Annotated in this window: 18 protein-coding genes and 1 tRNA gene; 16 read left to right on the forward strand and 3 right to left on the reverse strand. The window is 39.3% G+C overall.

The genetic code is table 11. The features are described from left to right. The first annotated feature begins 144 nt into the window (after window positions 1-144). On the forward strand, window positions 145-501 hold the full coding sequence (locus tag AC27JP_RS05565) for a hypothetical protein (protein WP_487112843.1): 357 nt from the start codon (window positions 145-147) through the stop codon (window positions 499-501). A gap of 74 nt (window positions 502-575) precedes the next feature. On the opposite strand, the gene AC27JP_RS05570 is transcribed toward AC27JP_RS05565, so the two are convergent. Both AC27JP_RS05570 and hutG read right to left on the reverse strand, forming a co-directional pair. After that, the gene (locus AC27JP_RS05570) at window positions 576-1,940 is read right to left on the reverse strand and encodes a formimidoylglutamate deiminase (RefSeq protein WP_487112845.1); all 1,365 of its coding nucleotides are present in this window, start codon (window positions 1,938-1,940) and stop codon (window positions 576-578) included. A 9-nt stretch (window positions 1,941-1,949) separates the two neighbouring features. After that, window positions 1,950-2,747, reverse strand: a complete 798-nt coding sequence (hutG, locus tag AC27JP_RS05575) for an N-formylglutamate deformylase (protein ID WP_487112847.1) — start codon at window positions 2,745-2,747, stop codon at window positions 1,950-1,952. A gap of 362 nt (window positions 2,748-3,109) precedes the next feature. Here hutG and AC27JP_RS05580 point away from each other — a divergent pair, with 362 nt between their 5' ends. From AC27JP_RS05580 to hemN, 9 genes are all read left to right on the forward strand, one after another. Further along, entirely contained in the window at window positions 3,110-6,367 is a 3,258-nt protein-coding gene (locus AC27JP_RS05580) for an ATP-binding protein (RefSeq protein ID WP_487112849.1), read from the forward strand. A 158-nt stretch (window positions 6,368-6,525) separates the two neighbouring features. Then, window positions 6,526-7,254: a glutathione peroxidase gene (locus AC27JP_RS05585; RefSeq protein ID WP_487112851.1), complete on the forward strand. Its 729-nt coding sequence runs from the start codon at window positions 6,526-6,528 to the stop codon at window positions 7,252-7,254. Window positions 7,255-7,421: 167 nt separating this feature from the next. Next, window positions 7,422-7,646: a VF530 family protein gene (locus AC27JP_RS05590; RefSeq protein ID WP_487112853.1), complete on the forward strand. Its 225-nt coding sequence runs from the start codon at window positions 7,422-7,424 to the stop codon at window positions 7,644-7,646. Between the two features lie 113 nt (window positions 7,647-7,759). After that, on the forward strand, window positions 7,760-8,620 hold the full coding sequence (gene purU / locus AC27JP_RS05595; RefSeq protein ID WP_487112855.1) for a formyltetrahydrofolate deformylase: 861 nt from the start codon (window positions 7,760-7,762) through the stop codon (window positions 8,618-8,620). A gap of 83 nt (window positions 8,621-8,703) precedes the next feature. Beyond that, window positions 8,704-10,488, forward strand: coding sequence for a M61 family metallopeptidase (locus tag AC27JP_RS05600; RefSeq protein WP_487112857.1), 1,785 nt, complete (start codon window positions 8,704-8,706; stop codon window positions 10,486-10,488). Window positions 10,489-10,643: 155 nt separating this feature from the next. Further along, window positions 10,644-11,177, forward strand: coding sequence for a VOC family protein (locus AC27JP_RS05605; protein WP_487112859.1), 534 nt, complete (start codon window positions 10,644-10,646; stop codon window positions 11,175-11,177). A gap of 755 nt (window positions 11,178-11,932) precedes the next feature. Next, window positions 11,933-12,520: a Der GTPase-activating protein YihI gene (gene yihI / locus AC27JP_RS05610; protein ID WP_487112861.1), complete on the forward strand. Its 588-nt coding sequence runs from the start codon at window positions 11,933-11,935 to the stop codon at window positions 12,518-12,520. 9 nt (window positions 12,521-12,529) lie between these two features. Next, a complete protein-coding gene (locus AC27JP_RS05615; protein ID WP_487112863.1) occupies window positions 12,530-13,030 on the forward strand; it encodes a DUF2489 domain-containing protein in 501 nt (166 codons plus the stop codon). Window positions 13,031-13,223: 193 nt separating this feature from the next. Beyond that, window positions 13,224-14,594: an oxygen-independent coproporphyrinogen III oxidase gene (gene hemN, locus AC27JP_RS05620; protein ID WP_487112865.1), complete on the forward strand. Its 1,371-nt coding sequence runs from the start codon at window positions 13,224-13,226 to the stop codon at window positions 14,592-14,594. A 1-nt stretch (window position 14,595) separates the two neighbouring features. Here the strand turns inward: hemN and AC27JP_RS05625 are convergent, their stop codons facing one another. After that, on the reverse strand, window positions 14,596-15,144 hold the full coding sequence (locus AC27JP_RS05625; RefSeq protein WP_487112867.1) for a DUF1285 domain-containing protein: 549 nt from the start codon (window positions 15,142-15,144) through the stop codon (window positions 14,596-14,598). Between the two features lie 333 nt (window positions 15,145-15,477). On the opposite strand from AC27JP_RS05625, the gene AC27JP_RS05630 reads away from it, so the two are divergent. The 6 genes from AC27JP_RS05630 to AC27JP_RS05655 all read left to right on the forward strand — a co-directional run bounded on the left by AC27JP_RS05630 (window position 15,478) and on the right by AC27JP_RS05655 (window position 22,114). Further along, the gene (locus AC27JP_RS05630; RefSeq protein ID WP_487112869.1) at window positions 15,478-17,406 is read left to right on the forward strand and encodes a methyl-accepting chemotaxis protein; all 1,929 of its coding nucleotides are present in this window, start codon (window positions 15,478-15,480) and stop codon (window positions 17,404-17,406) included. A 206-nt stretch (window positions 17,407-17,612) separates the two neighbouring features. After that, a tRNA-His gene (locus AC27JP_RS05635) sits at window positions 17,613-17,688 on the forward strand. Between the two features lie 293 nt (window positions 17,689-17,981). Beyond that, window positions 17,982-18,755 carry a MipA/OmpV family protein gene (locus AC27JP_RS05640; protein WP_487112871.1) on the forward strand — a complete coding sequence of 258 codons (774 nt, stop codon included), beginning with the start codon at window positions 17,982-17,984 and terminating at the stop codon, window positions 18,753-18,755. 69 nt (window positions 18,756-18,824) lie between these two features. After that, window positions 18,825-20,000 (forward strand): alpha/beta hydrolase, encoded by a 1,176-nt coding sequence (locus AC27JP_RS05645; protein WP_487112873.1) that lies wholly within the window; start codon window positions 18,825-18,827, stop codon window positions 19,998-20,000. Window positions 20,001-20,184: 184 nt separating this feature from the next. Then, window positions 20,185-20,868, forward strand: coding sequence for a response regulator transcription factor (locus AC27JP_RS05650; RefSeq protein WP_487112875.1), 684 nt, complete (start codon window positions 20,185-20,187; stop codon window positions 20,866-20,868). Further along, window positions 20,861-22,114, forward strand: coding sequence for a sensor histidine kinase (locus AC27JP_RS05655; RefSeq protein WP_487112877.1), 1,254 nt, complete (start codon window positions 20,861-20,863; stop codon window positions 22,112-22,114). Before AC27JP_RS05650 ends, AC27JP_RS05655 begins: the two co-directional genes overlap by 8 nt. Window positions 22,115-22,276 lie beyond the last annotated feature (162 nt).

The following is a 22,276-nucleotide window of genomic DNA, read 5'->3' on the forward strand; positions in this document are numbered from 1 at the left end:
GCTTTGTTAGTACAAAATTGATTACCCTAGAACTATTCTCATATTATTTCGTCCAATAAAATAATAATGTTCCATGTAAGCTATAAATTAATCACGCGTTAACTGCTTGTTATTTATACGCACATCTTGATTATAAGGTAGAGTATGAAAAAATTATTGATCTTAATCGTGGCGGGCGCTTTATATTTTCATTTTTATCCAAATGAAAAGCTCAACACTTGGTTGCTCGAGCAAAAAACTATGGTACTGAGCTATTTTTCTGACGCTACCGATACCAAAATCAGATTAAAAGCCGACAAAGTCTATCAAGATTTACAACGGGATTTTGCGCAATTTAATCAACAAGAAAAAGAATATGTTGCCGAAATCACTACAAGTCGTCAAAGTGTTAAAGATTTTTATCAGCAGTATTGTGACACCAACAAACAAACGCCTAAGTTACACCGTGATAATTTAGCAAAGGTCTGCCAAGTCATTAGTAAATACAGCAGTTTACTGTAATTAACCTGAACTCAGGTTATTTAATATCTAGACGATTAACCTAACCGCTAATCGCCTAGATTAACTCTCACTGCCTATGCTGACAACTTTGATAACAAGCTAGCAAATTTATCGGCACAGCTTTGTTCTAGAGCGTGCTTGCCATCACGAATAGTCCATTGGCCATTAACCATGACATCTTGAACGGGGTTTTGCTGACTGGCAAAAATGACACTGTCAAGCAGATGCTCATCATCATGAGCAAATAAACGCAATTGACTATCATCTAACACCACTAAATCTGCTTGCTTACCTATCGCTAGTTCGCCGGTATTACTATTAGTACTTTGCGCGCCACCAAGTGCAGCCTGCTGCCATAAATTTAAACCGACAGACTTCTGCTCAGCCGTTGCCAATAGCGCACGCTGTTGTTTACTCAAACGTTGAGCATATTCTAACCAACGCAGCTCTTCGATCGGATTGACCGAAATATGACTGTCTGAGCCAATAGCAAATGTGCCGTTATCGTTAAGAAATTCATCGGTCGGAAAAATACCATCGCCTAAGTTAGCTTCCGTTGTCGGACAAATACCGGCAATAGCCTGACTAGCAATAATGCCTTTTCGCTCCTGTTCATCAATGTGCGTGGCATGGATTAAACACCAATGTTTATCTAAATCTGCATTGTTTAATAACCACTGCACTGGCCGTTGGCCGTAATGTTCAAGACAATCATCAACTTCTTTTTGCTGCTCGGCAATATGAATATGAATGGGAGCTTGCGGGTCAAGCGAGCGAACATGAGTCACCGCAGCTAGCAAAGAGCTTTTATCAACGGCGCGCAACGAATGCGGCGCAATGCCTACATTGCTATTCGCTTGAGAACTCGCCACGTCAAAACACTCACTAACTAAGTGATTAAATTGCTCAACAGAATTGATAAATCGTTTTTGACCATTGTTGGGCTGTTGTGCACCAAAACCACTAAATCGATAAAGTACCGGTAGCAATGTTAGCCCGATGCCTGATTGCTCAGCTGCGGCGAATATGGCCTGAGCCATGGTCGATAAACTGGAATAGTTTTCACCATCAATATCATGATGCAGATAGTGGAATTCTGCGACACGGGTATAGCCCATTTTTTGCATTTCTATATATAATTGACTGGCAATAACTTGCGCATCTTCTGCAGTTAATTGCTCAAGGAACTTGTACATAATATTACGCCAAGTCCAAAAACTGTCTTTGCCCTCACTGCCTTGCTCACTAAAACCAGCAAAAGCACGTTGAAATGCGTGCGAATGACAATTTACCATGCCGGGGATCACAACCCCTTGTGCACATTCAGCCCCTTCAACAAACCCTGAAGAAATGTCAGTAATCACGCCTTGTTCTATTGTTAATGTTTGCTTTGAAACCCAGCCGCTAGCAAGTAAAATTTTATCTGCAAATAGTTTCATGAATCTCCCCTATTTCTCTGCTGGCTTTTCGGCAAAATCAATCAAGGTTTGTACCAAAGCTTCTAGCTTAGGTTGCACTTGTTGCGCGAACTCTTCACGGTAAGTCATCGCCTGTTCATCCATATAAGTTCGCTGTGATAACTCAAGCTGTATGGCATGAATGTTCTTTGCTGGTTGACCATAAGCACGAGTAATATAACCACCTTTAAAGCGGCCATTGCAAACCATAGAATATGGTGCATAGTCAAGATTAGTTACCGCTTCAAGCAACGCCGAAGAACAACTTTTTCCATCAGAACTACCAAAGTTAAAATCCGGTAATTGTCCGGTAAAAAAGCGTGGCACTTCTGAGCGAATAGAGTGCGCTTCAAGTAATACGGCTTGACCAAACTGCTGTTTAATTGATTCTAACGTTGACGACAATATTTGATGATATGGCTGCCAGTAATCTATAACACGTTGGCGAATTTGTGCGGCATTAGGCGCCAAGTTATCTTGGTAAAGCGACGATAAATCAAAGGCTGTGGTCGGGCAAAGTTCGGTACTATTAGCACCCGGATATAAGTCAACACCATCAGGGTCACGGTTTAAATCAATAACATATCGGCTATATTTGGGCACAAGAATAAAGGCGCCAAGTTGTTGTGCGAATGCATATAAGCGGTCCATATACCAATCGGTATCTGCAACCTCAAGACCTTTATCTGTCATGACTTTGGCAATATCGGCGGGAATTTCCTCACCATTGTGCGGCATGCTGATTAATAACGGCACAGTGCCTTTAATTAAATGATAACTCTCTGACATTTGAACCTCTTAAATTGTATATACAACTTTGATATTGGTAATTTAACATGCTGCAATCAGAACATAAAATACTTTCTATTGCTTTCTTTCGCATTGTTTCAAGTTCGCAGCGGTAGTTATTGCAATCTTAAACATATAAACGGTCAGTAATTATATACTTGTCAACGAGCCTACTAGGAATAATTTCACAATTGTTACTTGCTTAGCTGAGTTTTGTTAACCAAGCGTAACTCAGCCATATTAAATTGCTACTGAAGTGTAAATCCGCTCGTTATTGCTGATATTCCAGTTACAATATTAGCTTGATAGCCACTGCCTATCGATAAATTTTATCCGTAGTTGAATGTCGAGTAATCACCTAAATGGCCTTGAAAAAATCACCGTTAAATTATCTTTTGCAACTATTTTCTCTGCTAGTGCTATTTCTTTGCTTGCCTATTCAAGCCAACGAGACATTTGATGACCTAATAGTTCAGCAGCCAGCATTACGCATTGGCTTGCCAAGCCATGAAGCTATTGCTCGCACTGGTAATAGTGAATTACAGCGATTAACGCAGTTTTTGCGGGAATATTGGCAAATATGGGCAATAGATAATCAGCAAAAAATAGAATTCATCTATCTTCCGTCAAGAGACATATATACCGCCTTAGCAAGCAACAAAATAGATGTTGCCGCAATTTCCATATTTGAAGAGAAACAAAAAAATGTCCTATACAGCGTGCCATTTGCTAATTTCCAACAACGCGTATTTCGTCGAATCAATACCAATAATAATGGCAATATAAAGGTTGGCATTCACAGCAATAACCCAAGCACCTTAAGCTATTTAAGTAAGTACATCGAGCGCCATTATTACCCTTCGATTACCAGCTTGCTTAATAACATTGCTCAATATGATGTACTTTATTCCGTTGAACCTTGGAATTTAACCAAACAGCTCAAACAAAGAAACTTGTTTAACAATTACTCGGTAAATTTTGACGAGTCCCCTAAAATTTATTTTCACGCTGTTACTCGGAAAAACAATCGAAACTTGCTCTATAGGATTAATGAAAGTTTGCGTGCTGTTGGAGCAATACAAGCACAATTATGGCGAAAGAAATATGCCTTTAGTGGCAACGGCACCATCAATATTACCTTGGGCAACTATCTGCAAGATTTGTCGGAACATGAAAAACAATACTTAATTGACCATAATGAACTGCAATATCCCGTTTTAGAGCAAGGTTCGCCGCCTTATATCATCACAAAAAACCTCAATAACATTACCGAGCGTGGCTATGCCATTGACCTAATAGCTGCCATTACCGAAAAAACCGGCTTAGTTTTTCGACCACAATATGTTCAGAACTATCAGCAATCTATCACAAAAATCAAAGACAAAGATGCCGATATACTTGTTCATATTGAACGTAACCCTGCTTATGAAGAATTTTTTAACTTCTCAATACCCTATCTTGAAGCTAATCACAGCGTAATTTTTAGGGTAAATGATCGCTTAGCAATAAATACCGAAAAACTGGCGAATAAACGCATAGCTATTGTTGAACAGCTAACCTCGACCCAATATTTACAACAAAAATACCCAGATGCGCAATTTCAGCATTACGCAGATATTAATAAAGCTATTCTAGCGGTAGCCAACAACAAGGCAGATGCATTTATTGGTCAGTCTTTATCATCGGCTTATTTAGTCAAAAAAATGCAACTTTCTAGCTTAACAAGCCTGCCGCTGCCTAATTTTTTACCAGACGCTCATTTTACTTTCGCTAGCCACAAAGATAGCGGCCCACTGCTGACGGTAATAAATCGGGCAATTAATGATATTTCAGCATTGCGCTTAGATGACATCTATGAAAAATGGAATAAATCAGCTTTTTTTAATCAACAAACTAATAGTGATGAGATTGCTGTTACCTATCGAAATGCTCTCTGGTTTTTAATGCTTATCGTATTAATTTCATTGCTGATGATATGGCTTAACTATCAACGCCGTCGCGTCAAGAAAGCAGAACAACGTGAAATTGCCCTTGCGCTATCACAATCCGAAATTGCCCGAGCAAAAGCCGAGCAATCCGCGCAAGAAAAACTAACTTTTCTAGCGCGCATGAGCCATGAAATTCGCACCCCAATGAATGGTGTATTAGGTATGGCTGAATCACTATCTTTTACCGATCTTAACCAGTCACAACAAGAGCTGCTAATGACTCTAAAAGGCTCAGCTCGGAATTTACTCGCCTTAATTAATGACGTGTTAGATTTTTCTAAGATTGAAGCGGGCAAATTAACGCTTGAATCTGTGGCAGTCAATTTACCGTTAATTGCCAAAGATGTCATTGATAGCATTAGTCATATCTCAAATGAAAATCATGTCCCTATTGAGTTGGAAATTGATAGCAACATTACTCATAGCTATTACACAGACCCAACTCGCTTAACGCAAATCCTCAATAACTTACTGAGTAACGCACAAAAATTTACCCCAAGTGGTCACATTAAGCTATCGATTGAATTTCTCGATGAAACATTCAGCAATAACAACACCTACCACTCGATTAAGATTGCCGTGCAAGACAGCGGCATAGGTATCGCCGAAGATAAACAAGCCTTTTTGTTTACACCCTTTATTCAAGCAAATGACGAAATTACCCGAAATTTTGGTGGTACCGGCTTAGGCTTAAGTATTTGCCAAGAAATAGCGACGGCTATGGGTAGCAAAATTGAATTAGCATCGACAGAAAATAAAGGCAGCACATTTTCATTTACCTTAAAACTCAAGCGAGCGGTGGCGCATAAAAGCACTGAAAATAGGCGAGAAAACCTTCGGATCGTAAATACCCAAGACGACCCGCGATTCGGCAATATTCGAGTATTAATTGCCGAAGACAACCTCGTTAATATTAAAGTGTTAAGTGCGCAGCTTGAACGTTTAAAAATATTTGCAGATATTGCCTATGATGGCCAACAAGCCCTAGAAATGCATAGCAAACAACCGTATGACATCATTATATCTGATTGTCATATGCCAAACTTAGATGGCTTTGAACTAGCAAAACGCCTCAGTACCAGTAAAGGTATTCAACCGCTATGGTTAATTGCCGTCACTGCCGATGCCCTAAGTGGCGCCGCTGAGGCTTGTTTAGCCGCTGGCTTCGATGATTATATGGCCAAACCATGTCCACAAGAACAAATCACCAATAAGCTCAACCATGCCTATCGACAGTTACAGAAAATGCAAAATGAGACTGAAGAGCAAACAGCTTCTGAGCTAAATTACCGTTTATTTGAGCCGCAAGCTTTGCTGATAGCCAATCGCGATGATGTTGAACTAAGCCGAGATATTGCAAGCCTGTTTATTAACTCATGGTCAACAGATAAAAATGACTTCCAGTCAGCACTCGTTGCTTTGGAATACCCTAATATTCAAGCCATTGTCCATAAAATAAAAGGTAGTATTCGTTACTTATGTGGTCAAAAGCTTGATGCTATTGCGCAGCAAACAGAACGATGCGCGCAAAGCCATGAGCAACAGCAAATGAATCTCAGCGCCACTGAACTGATTATCCAAATCAACTTACTTGTTGAAGAAATAAATCACTGGCTTAGTAAAAATGACTAAGCTATTGCTACACTATACAATCAAAGGTTTTTTGCTTGTTAATCTATTTTTTAGATTGTTAAGTTCAATATTAATCATTTTACTTAAATGACGATAGAGCGGAGAATACCTCCATAGCAAACAGCAATATTATATAAAGATCAGCCAACGGAGCCATTATGTTAGAAAATAAAGAGCAACAAAAAGTCCCAAATGTTACTTTCACTTTACGCGCAAACGACGAATGGACAACACGTAGTAGCGATGAAATTTTTAGCAATAAAACTGTGGTGGTTTTTTCACTACCGGGCGCATTTACCCCAACCTGCTCATCATCACATTTACCACGTTATAACGAATTAGCGCCAACATTATTCGCTAATGGCGTTGACGAAATTATTTGTATGTCGGTTAATGATACCTTTGTTATGAATGCTTGGGCACAAGACCAAGACGCCGACAACATTAGCTTTATTCCCGATGGTAATGGCGACTTTACTGACGCTATGGGGATGTTAGTTGACAAGGCAGAAATAGGTTTTGGCAAACGTAGCTGGCGTTATGCCATGCTCGTTAAGAATGGCATAATTGAAAAAATGTTTATCGAACCTGATGTGCCAGGCGACCCATTTGAAGTTTCAGATGCAGATACTATGCTAAATCATATTAACCCTGCCGCTTGTCAAACATCAGCAATTACTGTGTTTAGCAAACCAACTTGCCCTTACTGTAAAAAAGCGAAAGCGCTATTAACAGAAAAAGGTCTAACATTTGAAGAGCTAGAAGTTGGTAAAGACGTAAATTTAACCATGTTTAAAGCAATCACTAACGCTGATACTGTACCACAAGTGTTTATTGATGGTCAGCACATTGGTGGCAGTGAAGACTTAGCTGCGCACTTGAGTTAAATTTATAAAAAATGCAAGTAAATAGAAACTAAACGACGCTTTGGCGTCGTTTTTTATATTCAGGATGAGCGGTATGTCATGGTGCCATGAATGGCAAGGAATGACGATGTTCACCACCTCATATTTGATGCTAGAATAGCGACTCAATATTTCTCTGGTATGCAAATATGGACAACCAACCTTATAATCCTCTGCACGGTGTAACGCTAAAAACCATTGTTACCCAACTCGTTGAACACTTTGGCTTTCCCTATCTTAGTGAACACATAAAAATTCGTTGCTTCACTGACAACCCTAGTATTAATTCAAGTTTAAAGTTCTTACGCAAAACCGAATGGGCTCGCACTAAAGTCGAAGCGCTCTATATAAAACACAAAAACGAGCTAAATTAAGCGCAAATAATTCGTGCTTTGAAAAGGCATTAGCATATAGCGGAAAAGTATTTATCATCACTTAAATGAAGTGACACACTGCAAAGTCATTGCAATTAAAAACTGATAACAACATGGAAAATACGCATCATTACATTTTGACTTGGCAGTGCCCAGACACCTCGGGCGTACTCGCTAAAATCACCCAAAGCCTTTTCGAACATGGTGCATTTATTACCGAAACTTGCCAGTACAGTGATCCTTATACAGAGACCTTTTTTTCTCGCATCGCTTTTGATGATCGGGAATTAAATGTCACGATAGATGAATTTACTCAAGCATTAGACTTGTTAGCAAAACCGTTAAATATGCAATACCACTTACGCGAACGTAATAACGTACCCAATGTGGTAATTGCGGTATCGAAAGACGACCATTGTTTAGTTTCTTTACTGACTAAATGGAAAGCAGGAGTATTACCTGTCAACATTGTTGCCATTACCTCAAATCACACAGATTGTCAGCCATTAGCACAATGGCATAATGTGCCTTTTCATCACCTGCCAATTGATAAAAGCAACAAAGCCCAGCAAGAACAACAGCTTTTAGCACTTTATCAACAATATAAGGGTGATTTACTGGTACTTGCCCGTTATATGCAAATATTGTCTGATGAACTGTGTAACAGCTTACGTGGTCAGGCAATTAATATTCATCACTCATTTTTACCCAGCTTCAAAGGAGCAAAACCTTATCATCAAGCACATCAACGCGGCGTTAAAGTTATCGGTGCAACCGCGCATTATGTTACTGCTGATTTAGATGAAGGACCAATTATTGTCCAAGAAGTTAAGCCTATTAATCACACCTTTACCATTGAACAAATGGTACATCTAGGCCACGATCTCGAAGCAACTGCCCTTTGCCATGCGGTAAAAATGCATGCCGAACAGCGCATTTGTTTGAACCATGATAAAACCGTGATATTAAGCTAGCGTTTTAGCTAATGGATTAGCTGTTTTATCGCCTTAACTCTGTTACATTGAGGCACAAATATCTACTCAACATTTGTGCCTCTATGATCCAATATCGAATTTCCCCGCTCAAGCCAAATAGTCACTTATTTGAAGTGTCTTTATCATTTAAAACTACGTTGGCACAAAGCTATACTTTATCTTTACCTGCTTGGTTGCCGGGCAGTTATATGATCCGAGATTTTGCAAAAAATATTATTGAAATTCAGGCATCTAACGAGCAACAGCAAGCAATATCATTGCGAAAAAGTGACAAACAAACTTGGTCATTTACCGCGACCAGTGAACAAGTTCAGATCAAGTACCAAGTATTTGCTTTTGATCTTTCTGTACGAACCGCATACCTGGACAGCCAGCGAGGCTTTTTTAACGGCAGTTCAACCTTCTTACAGGTCGAAGAACTGAACCATTTACCCTGCGAACTTATCATTGAACAATCTACCGCACCTGAACACTCAACATGGCGAGTCGCAACAGGATTAACACGTGCCAAAGCAACCGAAAAATACCAGTTTGGTCGCTATATTGCTGATGATTATCAACATTTGATCGACTGTCCTGTTGCCATCGGCGAATTTGACAGTACAGAATTTACTGTTGAGGGCGTGGTGCATCATTTAGTATTTACCAGTAAACACTATGGCGATACCACACGTTTAGCAGATGATATTAGTAAATTATGCCAACACCATATTAACTTATTTGCTGAAGCTCCTTTTCGAGAATACTGGTTTATTACCCATTTACAGGCAAGTGGTTTCGGTGGACTAGAACATAAAAACTCAACCGTATTACAGGCGAGTCGCTTCGACTTGCCTAACCCACAGCAGCCTGCTGCCGAATTTAGCGATAATTACAAAACCTTTTTAAGCTTATGCTCGCACGAGTATTTTCATGCCTGGAATGTTTGTCGTATCAAACCAAAAGAGTTCACCCCGTATAACTTACAAACAGAAGTTTATACCAAGCAATTATGGGCTTTTGAAGGCATTACCTCTTATTACGATGATTTTTCTCTCTATCGAACGGGGTTAATTAAATTTGATGACTATCTCGCTTTATTAGCAAAAACAGCCACTCGCGTTTATCGCGGCGCGGGCGAATTAAAACAAAGTGTTACCGCATCAAGTTTTGATGCTTGGACCAAGTTTTATCAACAAGGCCCAGATGCGGTTAATAATATTGTCAGTTATTACACCAAAGGCTCTCTGATTGCGTTGTGGCTGGATTTAACCATTCGTAGCAAATCGAACGATCAGTACAGCTTAGATACTTTGATGCGAGAATTATGGATCCATTTTGGCCGCACTAGTATCGGTACTAGTGAAGATGACTTTATCAATATCGCCAATATACTTTGTAATGAAGACATTTCCTCACAATTTAAACACCATTTATATAGTAGTGAACGTATTGATTTAACCGATGATTTAGCAAAATTTGGCGTGCAATTGCAACGACAAAAATTCAAAAAAATAAATAGCTTAGAAACGATTGCTACTGAGCAATATCAAGCCTATCTAGGGGCTAGCTTTACAGCGCAAGAAATCGGTTTAAAAGTCACGCAAGTGTTAGAAAATTCTCCCGCTGCGCTGGCAGGACTAGCGGTTAATGACATACTCGTTGCAGTCGATGGCTTAAAAGTAACGGAAAGTTCACTGCAGTCATTACTTGAACACACACCAAAGGATACGAAGTTGAACTGCCACTTTTTTCGTGATGACCAATTATTACAGTCAAAGTGTCAAGTTACCGATTCTCCGCTATCGGGCATAGCGTTCAAAGTAGTCGATGACAACTTAGTCAAAGCTTGGCAACGCCAGAGTTAATTATTGTGGAAACTTCACATGTAGAACAAGAATGTAAACTAAAGCGTACGCATATGCTGACAACATAAATGTACTAAACTAACCAGAAAATTAGGGCACTGAAATGAGTTATGGTAAAAATTAGCTCATTCGAGAATCGCATAAATAACACTATTATGATTAATTTAAAACGCTTCCATCATGTCGCTTATCGCTGTAAAGACGCGAAAGAAACTGTCGATTGGTACCAAAAACATTTGAATATGGAACTTACCGTTGCCATAGCAGAAAATGAAGTACCGTCAACCAAAGCCCCAGATCCCTACATGCATATATTTTTAGATGCCGGTATGGGCAACGTTTTGGCTTTCTTTGAAATCCCTAATTCTCCAGATATGGGCCGTGACGAAAACACACCACAGTGGGTACAGCATATCGCTCTTGAAGTTGAAAACGTTGACGCATTAGTGGCAGCAAAAGCAGAGTTACAAGCGCAAGAAATCGAGGTGTTAGGGCCGGTGAATCACGGAGTATTTAAGTCGATTTACTTCTTCGATCCTAACGGTCATCGGCTAGAACTAGCCGCCAATACCGGCACAGCTGAGCAATACGAAGAGCTTAAACGTGTAGCCCCTTTGATGGTAGAAGAGTGGTCACAAACGAAAAAAGCCCCCACACACGCTGCATGGTTGCATCAACAAGAAGATTAACCCGAGTAATTTAATGCTGCGGGTTGCTTTTGTATGTTACCCGCAAATATCTCGCCTACCACTCACTATTTCATAGATAAAATATTGAAGTTTCGCTACAGCCCTTAATAACGAAGGGTTTCGTAACGAATTTAGTATTCATAGCATAACGAGTAAATTACTTACATTCACCATTATTTTTGTAAGACATTGACCACTAAATAACTAAAATACAAAAAAAAATAACATCTATTTACATAAAAATTACATTTAAAAACAGATGCTTGTAAAATATTGTCTTTTCGTACAATAAATAAACGATAAAAAGCGCTTGCTGCATTAAATAACTTCAGTAAAGTATAGGGCAGCTGCTAAAGCAGCATTACACAAAACGGATAGATATTGCATGGAAAGCAATAAGCGTTTAAAACGCAGAATACTATTTTTAAACAAGGATTGTTGACTAAAACTCATGAAGAGTATTGTTATATTTAGTCCAGAAGGGCATTACGGATAGCCATAGAAAGCGTCAGGACGACCGAGAAAAATAAAATTAAACACGGAAGATATTATAATAAGATTGGAAACTGTCAAATTCACAGGGACTGTATCAAAAGGTTAGGATAACCATTTAAGAATCGGAACTATCTATGTAGTGAAATACTACATTCTTCTCCAAAAGCGACGTTTTTAACGTCGCTTTTTTCTTTCTATCGCTGTTTGGTTCGTAATGTCGTAAAATACCCATAAGTGTTCATTATTTTAAGTTTATTGTTATGTCTCGTACGAAAAAATCGCGCAAACCAGGTACTGGTTCAATTGGTGTTGTTAAAGATGATAAAAAGAAATTAGCCACACCGGTACCTCGTAAGCCAAAGAAAAAAACTGGCAAGGAAGCAGGTAATCGACAAAAAGAAGCAACGGCTAGCGTGAGTAACAAACAAAACTCAAAAGTAAAAAAAGATCCCCGTATTGGCAGTAAAACGCCGATCGATTTGGGTAAACCCCTTGCTACACCAAGTAAGCCACAAACGGTTACAACAAAATCGCTTAAGAAAATTCAAGAAAGCTCACCAATTGCCGCTATCCGCGCTGTCGAAACAAGCGAAACCTTAGCAGAGCAACTTACTCGTATTGAGCAAGATGCTAAGTTGCAAGAAATACTTGAAAAGCAAGATAATGACCAAGCGTTAACAGCAGAAGAAGTCGACTACTATAATGAACTAATGGAAAAACATGAAAAAATTAGTCAAGAGTTAGGCGCTGACGACGAAGACGAAATCATGGTCACGAATACCAAAGCCGGCTCTGAAGATGAGCTTTGGGACAAAATTGACAACAGTGACTTATCACGATTCGAATAAGGATAAAACATGCTTTCCAATCCATGGCTTTATCTTGCGTTATTAGGCATTGTTATTATTGGTGTGCTTGCGGCCATTGCCACTAAGTTATTACGACAATTGGATCAGCAAAAACGGGCACAAGTACACGCAGAAAAAGCCCAAAAACAAGCACATCAGCAACATGACAAAAAAATAATATCGAGTGTTATTATTATTGTCCGTGCCATGAAAGAAGAACAATGTGATCTTGCAGAAGGCTGTTGGCGCTTAAGTGTATTGCTTGATTCATTAAAGTTAAGCCAAGAACTAAACTTGCAGTTTCCAGCAATATTTCAGCTCTATGAAGCGATTAAACATATGCCAATTTTAGAAGCACGCAAGCAGCTTGATAAAAAAGCCCGTATGAAGCTCGATTTAGAGCGTATGAAGGCAGAAGCAACATTAGCCGATGATATTAAACGTGATCTTGAATTGCTGCATCAATACGCCAATGAACGCTCATCCGTATTAAGTAACAAAGCCACATAAGTGGCTTCGTGGTACAAAAAAGCAATCACACTAAAAAACCACGACAGCTCACTATATCTAACTCGTTGTAATAAATAATGAAGTTATAATAAAAATGATATAAGTCACAATAACATCATCAGCATTGCGCTCGATCAATGTTTGCTCAGCTAGTTAATCTATAATAGCCTTAGATTGATAAACGGGAAGACTCATGCAAGCAACTCAATTTTTCGATAGCGCACTTTTAAAGAAATATAATACTAGTGGCCCAAGATATACCTCATATCCAACGGCACTGGAATTTCATGATCAATTCAACCATGACCATTTAGTGCAAGCGATAGAATCATCACCAAATCGTGAGTTATCTTTATACGTCCACATTCCGTTCTGTCACAGCCTTTGCTATTACTGTGGTTGTAATAAAGTTATCACGCGTCATCGTGACAAAGCCGATACTTACCTTGAATTTCTCGCCGAAGAAATTGCCTCAAGAGCACCGCTATTTAAAGATTACACCATAAAGCAATTGCATTGGGGCGGTGGTACACCAAGCTTTTTGCGACACGAACAAATTACCAAACTGGTTGAACTGCTAAAAGAAAAATTTACTTTTGCAGAGCAAGTAGAAATGAGCATTGAAATTGACCCACGCGAAATCGAAATGGATCTGGCCGAGCATTTATATAGCTTAGGTTTTAATCGCCTTAGTATTGGTGTGCAAGACATTGACGAAAAAGTTCAGCAAACCATTAACCGTGTGCAATCAACAGAGTTTATTGAAAACTTTATCGCACATGCCAAAGCAGTTGGCTTCAAATCAATTAACATTGATTTAATTTACGGTTTACCACATCAAAATATTGATACCTTTACGCGTACATTAAACAAAGCCCATGAGATGGACGTAGACCGTATATCACTATTTAGCTACGCTCACTTACCATCACGTTTCGCGGCGCAACGTAAATTACGAGATGAGTGGCTACCCAGTGTTGATGAAAAATTTGCCCTAATGAAACTAGCCATCGAAAAGCTATGTGATTTCGGCTACGACTTTATCGGCATGGATCACTTTGCTAAACCTCAAGATGAGCTTTCTATTGCACAAAAAGATGGCAGCTTACACCGAAACTTCCAGGGTTACACCACCAAAGGTGGCTGTGACTTGCTAGGTTTAGGTGTTTCGTCAATTAGTGCCATTGGTAATAGCTTTAGCCAAAATACCAAAGAGTTACAAGATTACTACAAAGCCATTGATAGCCAAAAGCATGCACAAGTAAAAGGCGTGAGTTTATCGACTGACGATATTATTCGTGGTGAAGTTATCCGTGAATTAATGTGTAACCTATATTTAGATAAAAACAAAATTAATGCCAAATTTGCTATTAATTTTGACGATTACTTTGCTGATGATTTACCACTATTACAAACCTTCATTGATGACGGTTTAGTTGCCAACACCAGTGATGAAATTCAAGTTGCACAAAAAGCACGTTTGCTTATTCGTAATATTTGTATGAGTTTTGATGCTTACATGAAGCAACATGTCAGTAAACAACGCTTTTCGCGAGTTATTTAAATTAGCTTGCTAAAGAACCCAATACAAATCTTTGTTCGGCACTGTAAAAACATAACTCAGTGCCGTTTTCATTTTGCTCTTCTGTTGCTAAATCAACCCATTGGTAATAAACATTCCGGTGTACTTTCGCCGTTAAATTGCGCCTAACCGTTAGATATAAATTACCTGATTCATCAGCAATTAACGGATGGTTTTCATCCAAAATAAATACATCATCTAAATTAGTTGTTACCTGCATACGCGATTTTTCAGCATCTAGCCATTGCCACTGCGTGATTAAAAATGGCGCATCTTCAACCGCAATACCAATTTTTTCAACCGGTGTGACTAAGAAGTAATTCTCATGCTCTTTTTTTAATACTGAGGCGAATAACTTAACCAACGACAAGCGCTTAAATATCGTGCCATTGTAGAACCAACTACCATCAGCTTTTATTTGCAAATCAATATCGCCACAAAACGGCGGATCCCATAATTCAACAGGCGGCAATTTCTTATCACCATGCGATGACGAATTGGCAATTTGTGCAGTAATTTTTTCTAAAGACATAACTTTCACTTTAAAGCCTCAATTATATTATGGTAGCAAGCTATGAGAAAAACTAAAAATTTCTCAATGAATTAATGACTTTGATCACTGTCAACAAAAACGCGTTGGCAAGTCGATATTTTGTAATTTTGTGTTACGCTCATTACAAAGGACTCACTCGAACCAAGGAGGAAGTAGCTAACGAACATAACAATATCAATCAATATATTGATGTTCGAAAATAAGGTATTTAACTCTATGTTCAAATTTAAGAAAATTAATCACAAACTTATTTTTTCTTTTTTATCTCTTTCACTACTGCCCTTAATCATCTTTGCTTTTTTCAGTATCAATATGGCAAAAAACTCTATTCAAGCACAGGCCTTCAATCAGCTAGAATCCGTGAGAACCATCAAAAAATCACAATTACAACATTACATAGCATCATTAAAATCTAGTTTGTTGGTACTTAATCACTCGCCTTATACAGCAAGTGCCTTAAAAGAGTTTACCGAGATAACAAGAAATAACGGCATCACAAGTCAAGAGTGGCAGCAACTTGAACAGCAATATGCTGAACACTTTATCAACATCAATAAAGTGAATGCTTGGTATGATCTATTCTTAATCGATTTAAATGGCACCATTGTTTTTAGCGCGGCTAAAGAATCTGATCTTGGAATGAATATAGCAAGTTCGGCTTTAGCGAATAGCAGTATTGGTGATGCCTTTATTAAAGCGAAAGGCAGAGAAGTTGGTGTCTTGACCGTCAGCGATTTTAAACCTTATCCGCCATCAAATAACGAACCTGCCGCCTTTATGTTCAGTAAAATAGCTGACAGCAATGGCGTCGCTATGGGTTACGTGGCATTGCAATTTCCAATCAATAAAGTTAATGAAATAATGCAGCAACGTGAAGGCATGGGAGCGACGGGAGAAACCTATTTAGTAGGGCAAGACAAACGCATGCGCTCTGACTCTTTTCTTGACCCCGAAGGCCACTCTATTCTCGCTTCATTCGCCGGTACCATTAGTAAAAACGGTGTTGATACTGTTGCAGTTAGCGATGCTTTTAATGGTATTGAGGCCAGCAAAATTATTATCGACTATAACGGCAACCCCGTATTGTCTTCCTATACCACACTGAGCCTTGACAACTTTCGATGGGCTTTGATTGCCGAAATCGACGAAGCGGAGGCATTTGCGACCGCTGATAGTCTAATGAAAATATCGACAATAATTGTGATTGTTGCGTCGATTATTATCACCTTGGTCGGTTTATTTATTGCCAAAAATATCGGTAATCCCATCGTACAAGCAGTAAACGCGGCACAGTATGTTTCTTCAGGAGATTTAACGCAAACAATCGAAATCAATCAAAGCGATGAATTAGGCCTACTACAACAAGCAATGCATGACATGACTATTAAGTTAAAAAGCATGATAGAACATATTTCAGCTTCAGCTGAACAGCAAGCAGCCGCCTCGCAAGAGCTTTCCAGTATCACAGCACACACCAATAATAATGTCAGCCAGCAGCACCAAGCAACAGACCAAGTCGCAACCGCAATAAACCAAATGAGTGCATCTATCGATGAAGTCACCAGTCGAACGGCGGAAGCTTCAAATGCCGCCGACGACTCTAAACGCTTGGTCAACACTAGCTCAACAGCGGTTAATGAAACCATAGAACAGATCCGAGCGCTTTCCAACGGCATCTTAGAATCTAAAACCATGATCGACGAAGTACAAGCCGGCACAGCAAACATTGTTAATATTCTGGTCGTTATTAAAGGCATTGCCGACCAAACCAATTTACTCGCGTTAAATGCAGCGATTGAGGCGGCAAGAGCTGGAGAGCAAGGCCGAGGTTTTGCCGTGGTTGCTGATGAAGTGCGCACTTTGGCACAAAACACCCAAAACTCAACCATTGAAATTGAAAATATGATCCAGTCACTAGAGAGCAAGGTAAGCAAAGCCACAAACTCAATGAACTTAGGTAGTGAACAAGCCAAAAGTATTGTTGAGAAAACTCATGAAGTTACACAATCTTTAAGCGAAGTTGAAGCCTCGGTTTCACTGATATCAGATATGAATATTCAAATTTCTACCGCCACTCAACAGCAAAGTGAAGTGGCAAGAGATATCAGCCAACAAGCCGTACAAATCAGTGATATTTCTGTTGAAACAGGAGACGGGGCAAAAGAAATTTCTGCCGCCAGTGACGAATTAGCAAAGTTAGCGGCAGATCTGTCGGACCAAGTAAAAACCTTTAAGGTGTAATGTATCTAGCCAAGATATCGGTTATCTTGGCTAGATTTTTAAAGGCCAACATGACAGGTAAGTACCATAATTTGTCGGCAAAGGTTAATTAAGCACAAATTTTTTGCTAAAAGTTACCGGAAAGTCGATATTTTTCTTGTCAATCGCCCATAAAATGCAATACAATCCTCGCGCCTTATCAAGAGGCGCTCCAAGTAATATCAGTGGTGGCTATAGCTCAGTTGGTAGAGCCCCGGATTGTGATTCCGGTTGTCGTGGGTTCAAGTCCCATTAGCCACCCCATCTTTTATTTGCTAAAGCTGCTAAATCATTCTATTTCCAATACAACGACTGCACATTTTCAGTTAACACCTTAAATTTTTTATCCCTTTTTTTTCCATTCACCCTATCATTTTTTCAGTTTTGTATAGCTACCGTTAACGCAAAAAAAACATAAATAATCAAATTATTTCAATAAATTAAATACAACCTATACATACCCTGCTACTTAATTTTCGCCAAGTGACATTTGGTTGACATTTGCCTCTCTATAATCGCCGCACATTAGTCAATATATCCATCTATAAAGGTTTATTATGAATACGTTAAATAAATTTTTGACAGCTATCACGCTTCCTACACTCGCTTTAGTTTCCTCTGCCGCACAAAGCGTCGAAATATCAAACGGCCCTGACCGCTTAAACATCGGCTTAGGTATTAAAGTTGAATCATCTCCATTCGTTGACGTTAGTAACGACAGTATTCCCATTATTGCTGGCAGCATTAAACAAGGTGGTTTTTATTGGCAAGGCAACGAACTTGGCTATCGTTTTATTGAAAACAAGAATTTTCAATTCGCAACCATAATTCGACCATTTGAAGGTTTTGACTTAGAAGCTGATGATTTATCAGAAGGCTACAAAGGCTTTGAAGAACGCGAAGGTAAAATGGAATACGGTTTCAGCGCGGCTTTTAATACTGGCCCGGTTGTTACCACCATTACCCCTCTATACAACGGCGAAGGTATGTCACTTGAAATAGACGCAAGTCGTAAATGGGTATCAGACAGCTATGTTTTCAAATTAAAAGGCTATGTTAGATACGACAGTGCCGACTACCAAAACTATTACTTTGGTATTACTGAAGATGAGATGAACAATCCACTAAACCATAAAATTAATAGCGCATACAAAGCCGGCAGTGGCATCAGTTACGGTGTTAAAGCCATTGCTTCTTATCAAATTAGTGAAAGTTTCTACGTTCAAGGTTTACTAGAAGCCGGTAAATTAGACAGCTCTATCACCGACTCTGGCCTGGTTGATAGCACCAATACTTTTGGCGCGGCAATAGGCATCGGCTATCGATTCTAATCACTGGCTTATACCTTTAGCTAAAACATACAGGAGGAAACTCCTGCTATATTTGATCAGGGTTTCGTAATGAAAAAAACAACAAAATTATTTTGCCTGACGGCAATACTAGCATTAACGGCATGTTCATCATCTATGCGTTATTTTCAAGGCCAAGATGATTGGTACCGCGACTTACGTCTTGACGGCTGGCAAGCATCTGGCGCGAACAAACAAACCGTAGCGCAAGTTATTAATCGTATTGAAGAGAAAAATCAAAACCAAAAGGCTCGTTTTGACCTTGCAACCAGCGAATATAAAAGTGGCAACTGGCATTATGAATGGGACAGCGCAGGTCAGCAGGCAAATGCCGAAGGTGACTTTCTAGCGGCAAGTATGTACTACACCATAGCGGCTTACCCATTTATCAATGAACAACCGCGCTCTAATGATTCATACCAAAATGCCTTAAAAAATTATCAACAAGCTGTTGAAAGCGATGGCTCTGCATTGGAGCAGATCACCGTTTCAACTCAAGATGGCAAAGCAAAAGCATTTTTACATTTACCTAAACAGCAACCTAATAAGGCGATGCCAGTTTTAGTAATGACCAATGGCAGTGACCACGCATTAACCCAGCTTTACCCGATTTATCGCGACTATATTAAGCAAGCGGGTTGGGCCATGGTAACTTTTGATTTACCAGGCTTAGGGAGTAACAACAGCTTTGCACAACACACTGGTCGCACTAATGTTATTCATCAGCAACTTATTCAAAAGCTTAAGCAAGACCCTCGACTACAGTCAGATAAAATTGTCTTAATGGGCAAAAGCTTTGGGGGTAACGCGGCAATTAAAACCGCCTTTACCAATAGTGATGATATTGCTGGTGCTATTAGCTGGTGTGGTGCGGTGAATGGTCCATTTCTAAAGTTCGGTTTTATCATGACCTTGTTGCCTGATATGACCCGAGATGCCTTATTGTCTCGCTTTGACCTACCGCAAGATAAACTGTCGCAGCAAGGCAAAGCACTAGCGTTATCTTCACAGTATTTGGGCAAAGTAAAAACCAAGGTGCCAATGTTGGCGATTAACCAAGGCAACGACAAAATTTCACCGGTAAGTGATATGCGTTTAATTGCCGAGTCATCTACACAAGGAAAGTATGTCATTGTTGAAGAGGATATTACACAAGGGCATTGTTCATCTGACAGCTTAACCATGCCACTGGTCGTCAACTGGTTAAATCAGCAATTTCCGATCTAGTCAGCAGGCTTAAATTTATCAAGTGCACAATAAGCCAAGAGAGTTATTATTAATGGAACTTTCTTGGCTACTTTTCCCGTCTATACTGCAAGGATGTAACTATAAATAAAGTTGAGTACAAACAAGGTTATTATTAAAAAACACTGATAAGCTCAAACTAACAAAACTTCTAAGGACAACACCTGTGTTACGAATATTAATCACTGAAGATCATCTTGACCTTGCAGAAAATATTGGTGACTTCATAGAAACTAAAGGCCATCAGTCTGATTATGCCTACGACGGACAAATGGCGGTGACACTCGCTGCTGAGAATGATTACGACGCGATTATCATGGACATTAATATGCCTAAAATGGATGGCTTAGCGGCGACTAGCGCAATTCGCCAAAGTGACAAACCTTCAACACCTATTTTAATGTTAACAGCCAACGATACTCTAACCGATAAACTCGCGGGTTTTGACGCCGGCGCCGATGACTATATTGTTAAACCTTTTGCAATGGCTGAGCTATATGCTCGCTTACAGGCACAGGTACGCAGAATAAATCACGATTATGTTAACGAATTAAGCTTTCAGCAGTTAACACTAAACCAAAGCAATAAAACCGGCTGGGTAGGTAAGCAAGAGTTACCGCTTACTCTAGCGAGTTTTAAAATATTACAATTGCTTGTTAAAAAGCAGCCGGAGATAGTCGAGAAAAGAGAAATTGAATTTCAACTCTGGGGCGATTTAAAACCAGAAAATGATGTGCTGCGTAGTCACATTTATAAGGTGAGAAAAATATTGTCGATTCACCTACCTAACTTAAAAATCACCTCAAAACATGGTCAAGGTTATAAATTAGAGAAAGTTGTTCATGAATAACAGTACCAATAAAATTACAGCCAAGCTCAACAAACTTAGCTTAAGTCAACGACTTAAATTTACTTTAATAACGGGTTTTCTTGTTATTGCATTGCTCGGCTCTATTGCCTTAGTGGTGATCAGTAAATCAATCGAAGATCATATTTTTGAAAATCAATTACAGTCAATTGTTAATCAATATCAAAGCCTCACTCCCGCACAACAGGAAAAGTATTCCAGTATTAACCTGAGGATATATCGCAGCTTAGCGCAAGTACCGTCACAATTTCGCAATAAGCTCACCAATTTAAGCCCTGGCATTTATGACGTTGAATTTTCCGTTAGTGAAGAGTTTCACATCGCTGTCGTACCTAGCAAAAACTCCAAGCTCTACTTCTTTTACGATGTTTACGACTTAGAAATAAGTGAAGCGTCAGAAATTGTTATTGTCGAAATAGCCTTAGGCTTGTTTATGCTGTTATTACTGGTGCTCTTAATTATTTTTCAAAGCACCATTAACAAAGCGTTAAAGCCAATGTTTACGCTTATCAGCCAAATTAAAAATACCGATGGCACAACGGTTGACTCCTTTGTTAACCCAGGATTTGCAGAAAATGATCAAGAAATAGGTTTACTTTATCGCACTCTGAATGAATACAGCGAACGCCTATCAAGTTTTGTTGAGCGTGAGCGTGAATTTACTGGTTTTGCCAGCCATGAATTGAGAACACCTGTTACCATCATCAAAGGCGCTACTGAATTGCTCGAATTGCAACAGCAACCGGGCACTACAAAACAAATACAGCGTATTAAACGGGCAACACAAGAGATGGAGGATATGATCAATGTGTTGTTAAGCTTAGCCAGAGAACGCCAAGAGACTAATGTTGAATCGGCGCAAGTTCATAGCCTGATTAATGATTTAGTCAATTCATACCAACAACGAGCCAACAAACAGAATAAACATTTGCTCTGCCAAGGTAACATTGACCCAACATTATCTGTACCGCGCACACACTTTAATATTGCGATGGAAAATTTATTAATTAATGCCATTAAGTATTCCGACGGCAGAAATATTGACATTAAATTATCAGAAAATATTATCAGTATTTGTAATGACACCAGTCACGATCATCAGCACATAAAAACCCAAGGATACGGCTTAGGGCAAATTATTATTCAACGCATATGTGAGCAGCAAGGCTGGACTTTTACGCTAGAGGAAACAGAACATAGTTTAACTGCCAGCATTACTTTTAACTAACCGGTTGCCACTCAAAAAAGTGGTAAGGCTCGTTTCTGCTAATAAATGACCATAGATGCGTTATTGCGAAGGTTGACCGCCAGAGTCACCAAAAATCCACTACCATCAAATACAGACCGAATAATTCGCCATTTACATAAAGTTGACTTCACTATGCTTAGG

This window comes from Colwellia sp. SU-HH01172 (assembly GCF_057553355.1).